Below are 5,250 nucleotides of genomic sequence, written 5' to 3'. Positions count from 1 at the left end.
CGGGGCATGGAGGAGAGGCGCCGAGGCGCAGCCGCCCCGCTCGTCAGGGCGGGGCCTCCGCCCAGCCGTCGCGCCCGACGATCACGTGCGCCAGGAACCCGAGGCCGCACGCTCGGGCCCCGTCGGCGAGCACGCGGGTGGCGGCGCGGTCGGAGGGGAGCACGGTCGCGTCGCCGGAGTGGCTGTGCGCGAGTGCGACGCCGGCGGCTCCGCGAGAGAGGACCTCGGCCAGGACCGCGGGCACAGGGAGATCGGCGTGGGAGGCGCCTCCGTCGGCCAGGGCGAGGACGTCGCGCACCGCCCCGGAGGCGTCGAGCGCGACGGCGAGCACGGTCTCGTCGGGCCGCGCGCTCAGCAGGGGGCCCACGAGAGCGGCGAGCTCGGCGGGAGTGGTGACGCGCGGCGCCCGGTGCGCCCGGTTCATCCGCCGGCGCAGCTCGAAGGACGCGACGATGCGGCACGCCGCGACCTCGCCGATGCCGCGCTGGCGGGCGAGGTCGACGACTCCGGCCCGCGCGACCGCGTCGATGCCGCCGAACCGAGCGAGCAGCTGCTGGGCGACGACGGTCGCATTGGCGCCGCGGACGCCGTTGCCGATCAGGACGGCCAGGGTCTCGGCGTCGGTGAGGGACGCCGGGCCGTGCGCGCGCAGGCGCTCGCGCGGACGCTGCTCCGGAGCGAGGTCGGCCATGCGCGGAGCCGGTGGAGGGAGGGACACGGCGGCGACGGTACCGGTGCGGCCGGGGCCGCGAGGGCCGCTCCCCCGACGCTGTGGACGACTTCGCGGCCCCTCCCCTCTGTGGAGGAGCCTCCGCCGGCAGCCGCGCGTTCGAGTCCGCAGAAATCGTCGTACTCGAACTCGAGTACGACGACTTCCGCGGAGTGGAGCCGCCCTACGCCGCAGCCGGCAGCCCGGCGCTCACCACGAGGCCCTCGCCGTCGTCCGAGACGTCGACCAGCACCACGTCGCCATCGCGGATCGAGCCGTCCAGCAGAGCGGTCGCGAGCTGGTCGTCGATCTCGTGCTGCATCAGTCGGCGCAGCGGCCGGGCGCCGTACTGCGGGTCGTAGCCGCGCTCGGCCAGCCACCCGCGGGCGCTGGGCGTGACGGCCAGGTCGAGCCGTCGCTCCGACAGCCGGCGCGAGAGCCGGTCGACGTACAGCGACACGATCTCGCCCAGCTCGGTCTCGTCCAGCGTCCGGAAGATCACGATGTCGTCGAGGCGGTTCACGAACTCGGGCTTGAAGGCCTGGCGCACCATCTGCTGCACAGCCTCCTCCTTCTGCTCGATCGACAGCGTCGGATCGACGAGGTACTGCGAGCCGAGGTTCGAGGTGAGGATCAGGATCGTGTTGCGGAAGTCGACCGTCCGCCCCTGCCCGTCGGTGAGGCGGCCGTCGTCGAGGACCTGCAGCAGCACGTCGAAGACCTCGGGGTGCGCCTTCTCGATCTCGTCGAGCAGCACCACCGAGTACGGGCGCCGCCGCACCGCCTCCGTCAGCTGGCCGCCCTGCTCGTAGCCGATGTAGCCGGGAGGGGCGCCGACCAGGCGCGAGACGGCGAACTTCTCGCCGTACTCCGACATGTCGATGCGCACCAGCGCCTTCTCGTCGTCGAAGAGGTGATCGGCGAGCGCCTTCGCGAGCTCGGTCTTGCCGACACCGGTCGGGCCGAGGAAGAGGAACGACCCCGTGGGCCGGTCGGGGTCCGAGATGCCCGCGCGGGTGCGGCGCACCGCGTCCGACACGGCCGACACGGCCTGCTCCTGCCCGATCAGGCGGCGGTGCAGCTCGCGCTCGAGGTGCAGCAGCTTCTCGGTCTCGCCCTGCATCAGGCGGCCGACGGGGATCCCCGTCCAGGCGGCGATCACCGCGGCGATGTCGTCGGAGGTGACCTGCTCGTTGACCATGCGGCCCTCGGCCGGCTCCTCCTCCTTCTCGGCGGCGGCGAGGTCGCGCTCGATCACGGGGATGTCGCCGTAGAGCAGCCGCGAGGCGCGCTCGAGCCGGCCCTCGCGCTGGGCGCGCTCGGCCTCGATCCGCAGGGCGTCGAGCTTGTTCTTGAGGTCGCCGACGCGGTTGAGGGAGGCGCGCTCGCGCTCCCACCGCTTCTGCAGCTCCTCGAGCTGGGCGCCGCGCCGCGCGAGATCCTCGCGCAGCTTCTCGAGCCGCGCCTTCGAGGCCTCGTCCTTCTCCTTCTTCAGCGCGAGCTCCTCGAGCTTCAGCCGGTCGACGGAGCGGCGCAGCTCGTCGATCTCGACGGGAGCGGAGTCGATCTCCATCCGCAGCCGCGACGCGGCCTCGTCGATGAGGTCGATGGCCTTGTCCGGCAGCTGGCGCGCCGTGATGTAGCGGCTCGAGAGCGAGGCGGCGGCGACCAGGGCGGAGTCGGCGATGGCGACCTTGTGGTGCGCCTCGTAGCGCTCCTTCAGGCCGCGGAGGATCGCGACCGTGTCCTCGACGCTCGGCTCGCCGACGAACACCTGCTGGAAGCGGCGCTCGAGTGCGGCGTCCTTCTCGATGTACTCGCGGTACTCGTCGAGGGTCGTGGCGCCGATCATCCGCAGCTCGCCGCGCGCGAGCATGGGCTTGAGCATGTTGGCGGCCGCGACCGAGCCGTCGCCGCCTCCCGCGCCCATGAGCGTGTGCAGCTCGTCGATGAACGTGATGATGCGGCCGTCGGAGTCGTTGATCTCCTTCAGGACCGCCTTCAGCCGCTCCTCGAACTCGCCGCGGTACTTGGCGCCCGCGATGAGGGCGGACAGGTCGAGGCTGACGAGGCGCTTGCCCTTGAGGCTGTCGGCGACGTCGCCGGCGACGATGCGCTGGGCGAGGCCCTCGACGACGGCGGTCTTGCCGACGCCGGGCTCGCCGATGAGCACGGGGTTGTTCTTGGTGCGCCGGGTCAGCACCTGGCTGACGCGGCGGATCTCGGCGTCGCGGCCGATCACCGGATCGAGCTTGCCGCTCGCAGCGATCGCGGTGAGGTCGACTCCGTACTGCTCGAGGGCGGACTGCTGCTCGTCCTGCTGGGGCGTGCGACCGGCCTGCATCTGGGGTGTCCTCCTGATGATCGAGAGTTGAGTTCGATTGACTCAACTTTACCGCGGGGCGGTGTATTCCCGAAGGGCCTCAGGCGGTGCGACGACCGTCGTCGAGCTCGCGGAGGGACGAGAGGGCGTCCCGCAGCATCCTGCGCAGAGCGGGCTCGCCGACTCCGGTGAGCGCCGCGATCTCGGCCTGGGAGTATCGCCCCGCGACGGCCAGGAGCAGCAGCTCCCGGTCGGGGCAGGCGAGCGCGAGCAGGCCCTCGCCGAGCGGGCGCCGAGTGAGCGCCCGCGAGGATCCGAGGGTCTCGCAGAGCACCTCGAGCAGCCAGAGCACCGGCGTCTCGGAGCGGGCTCCTTCGGGCGAGCGCCGCCAGACCTCGGCGAAGGCCTCGGTGCAGAGCCGGTCGCGCGTCGTCGGGTCGGAGTGGACGGCGGCGACCGAGGCCGAGAAGAGACCACTGAAGCGGTCGAACAGCTCGGCGAACGCGGTCCGGTCGCCGGTGGCGGCGGAGCGCAGCAGGCGCGCGGCCGAGATCCCGACCGAGTAGACCCCGGTCGCGACCGCGTCGTCGGTCCCTGCACTCACAGGCTCAGCGTGTCACCGCGACGATGACCGTGTCACCAGTTGCGCGGGAGGCGGTTGACGAGTAGGACCGGTTCAGAGGCGCGGCCAGCGTGCCCGCGCGAAGCAGTACACGCCGTAGGCGATGAGTCCGAGGGCGACGAAGCCGAGCAGGAGGACTCCGAACGGCAGCTCGGTCAGCGACTTCAGCGCCTCGTCGAGTCCGCCGGCCTGCTCCGGGTCGTGCCTGACGGCCGCGACGATCAGCAGCACGCCCAGCGCGCCCAGCACGATGCCCTTGGCGGTGTAGCCGACGATGCCGAGCCAGGTGACGACGGTGCCGGCCGTGCCGCCGGGCTCCGCGATGTTCTCGAGGAACTTCTTCGACACGCCCCGGTAGACGAAGACGCCGCCGACCGCGAGGACGGCCACGCCGACCAGCACGAGCAGCACCACGCCACCCGGAGCCGCCAGGACCTGCGCGCTCGCGCTCTTCGAGGACTCCGACGAGTTGGACCCGTCCCCCATCGCGAAGCGGAGCGCGGTGACCCCGAGCGCGGCGTAGACGACGGCCTTCGCGGCCTCCTTGAGCCTGCTGCCCCACTTCTTCAGCTCGGTGTCGCCCTTGACGACGAGGAACGCCTCGAGGATCCCCCACAGCGCCAGGCCGAAGAGCCCGATCGTGCAGACCCAGAGCACGACGGTTCCGCCCGGAGTCGACGAGAGCGCGCCGAGCGCGCCCGACTGGTCCGCCGAGCCGCCGCCGCCCTGGGCGACCCCGAGGGCGATCACTCCGATCAGGATGTGCACGAGCCCGTTCGCCGCGTAGCCGAACCGGGCCAGCGTGCGCACCGCCGTCGAGTCCTGCGCGTCGTCCGCTGCCTGCTTGGCCTGGTTGCCACTCGGTGTATTCACAGGGTGGACGGTACGCGTTTCCACAGGTCTCCACAGCCCCTTGCACAGGCGCGCCGCGGTTCTGCGGAATCCGGATCGGGATTCTCCCCAGCCTTGTCCACAGTTCTCCACAGGGTTGTCCACAGCTGTGGATTCCCTAGAACGACTAGCGGGCTGGTGGACGCGAGAGCGCCGTCGCCGGCACGGCCTGACGCGGGATCGTGGTCACCGGGCCCTGGCGGAGCGGCTACACGTCGACCGCGCGGACGAGGCCGTCCTGCACGGCGCCGAGCCAGTCGTAGACGCTGCGGATGGCGGCCGCGTTCTCGTCGGCGGGCTCGAGGCCGTCGTCGGAGTCGAGGATGCCGAGTCGTGCGGCGAGCGCCAGCCTCATGTCGGTGAGCGCGCGCATCCACGAGAGCGCCTGCGGCTCCTCGAGGCGCACCGAGACCTCGCCCAGCCCTGCGAAGACGCCGCGGTGAGCGGAGTCGTCCCCCGCGTCGAGCGCCGCGGTCACCGCCCGCGCGTCGTCCATCTTGCGGCCGGCGAGGTCGGGAGCGGTGAAGCGGCGGAACTCGGCCGCGGCCTCGGCGTCGTCGCGGTAGGCGTCGGGGAGCAGCCGGGCGAGCGCCGGATCGCTCCGCGCCTGCTCGTCGTCGGCACTGCGGTCCAGGAGCTCCAGCATCTCGCCGGCGAGGTGGCGGAGGATCCCGGCCTCCTCGCGATCGAAGCGTGCGACGGCGG

The 5,250-nt window shown here is 72.3% G+C and carries 5 protein-coding genes; all 5 read right to left on the bottom strand.

The window, feature by feature from the left end:
• Positions 1–43 precede the first annotated feature (43 nt).
• The gene (locus IOC53_RS19590) at positions 44–718 is read right to left on the bottom strand and encodes a RadC family protein (protein WP_207408031.1); all 675 of its coding nucleotides are present in this window, start codon (positions 716–718) and stop codon (positions 44–46) included.
• A 175-nt stretch (positions 719–893) separates the two neighbouring features.
• Positions 894–3,053 carry an ATP-dependent Clp protease ATP-binding subunit gene (locus IOC53_RS18375; RefSeq protein ID WP_207408030.1) on the bottom strand — a complete coding sequence of 720 codons (2,160 nt, stop codon included), beginning with the start codon at positions 3,051–3,053 and terminating at the stop codon, positions 894–896.
• Positions 3,054–3,132: 79 nt separating this feature from the next.
• Positions 3,133–3,636, bottom strand: coding sequence for an RNA polymerase sigma factor (locus tag IOC53_RS18370; RefSeq protein ID WP_207408029.1), 504 nt, complete (start codon positions 3,634–3,636; stop codon positions 3,133–3,135).
• A 72-nt stretch (positions 3,637–3,708) separates the two neighbouring features.
• Positions 3,709–4,527 (bottom strand): DUF1206 domain-containing protein, encoded by an 819-nt coding sequence (locus IOC53_RS18365; protein ID WP_207408028.1) that lies wholly within the window; start codon positions 4,525–4,527, stop codon positions 3,709–3,711.
• 226 nt (positions 4,528–4,753) lie between these two features.
• Positions 4,754–5,250 (bottom strand): DUF2017 family protein (locus IOC53_RS18360; protein ID WP_207408027.1); only part of this gene is annotated, 497 nt, incomplete at its 5' end.

It is taken from the genome of Rathayibacter sp. SD072 (assembly GCF_017355185.1).
In the GTDB taxonomy this organism is placed as follows: domain Bacteria; phylum Actinomycetota; class Actinomycetes; order Actinomycetales; family Microbacteriaceae; genus Rathayibacter.
This window is presented reverse-complemented; position numbering and strand designations above follow the sequence as displayed.

Bases quoted from the DNA above. Each gene is read 5' to 3' on its own strand.
- IOC53_RS18375 (WP_207408030.1), bottom strand. From the start codon at position 3,053: ATGCAGGCCGGTCGCACGCCCCAGCAGGACGAGCAGCAGTCCGCCCTC.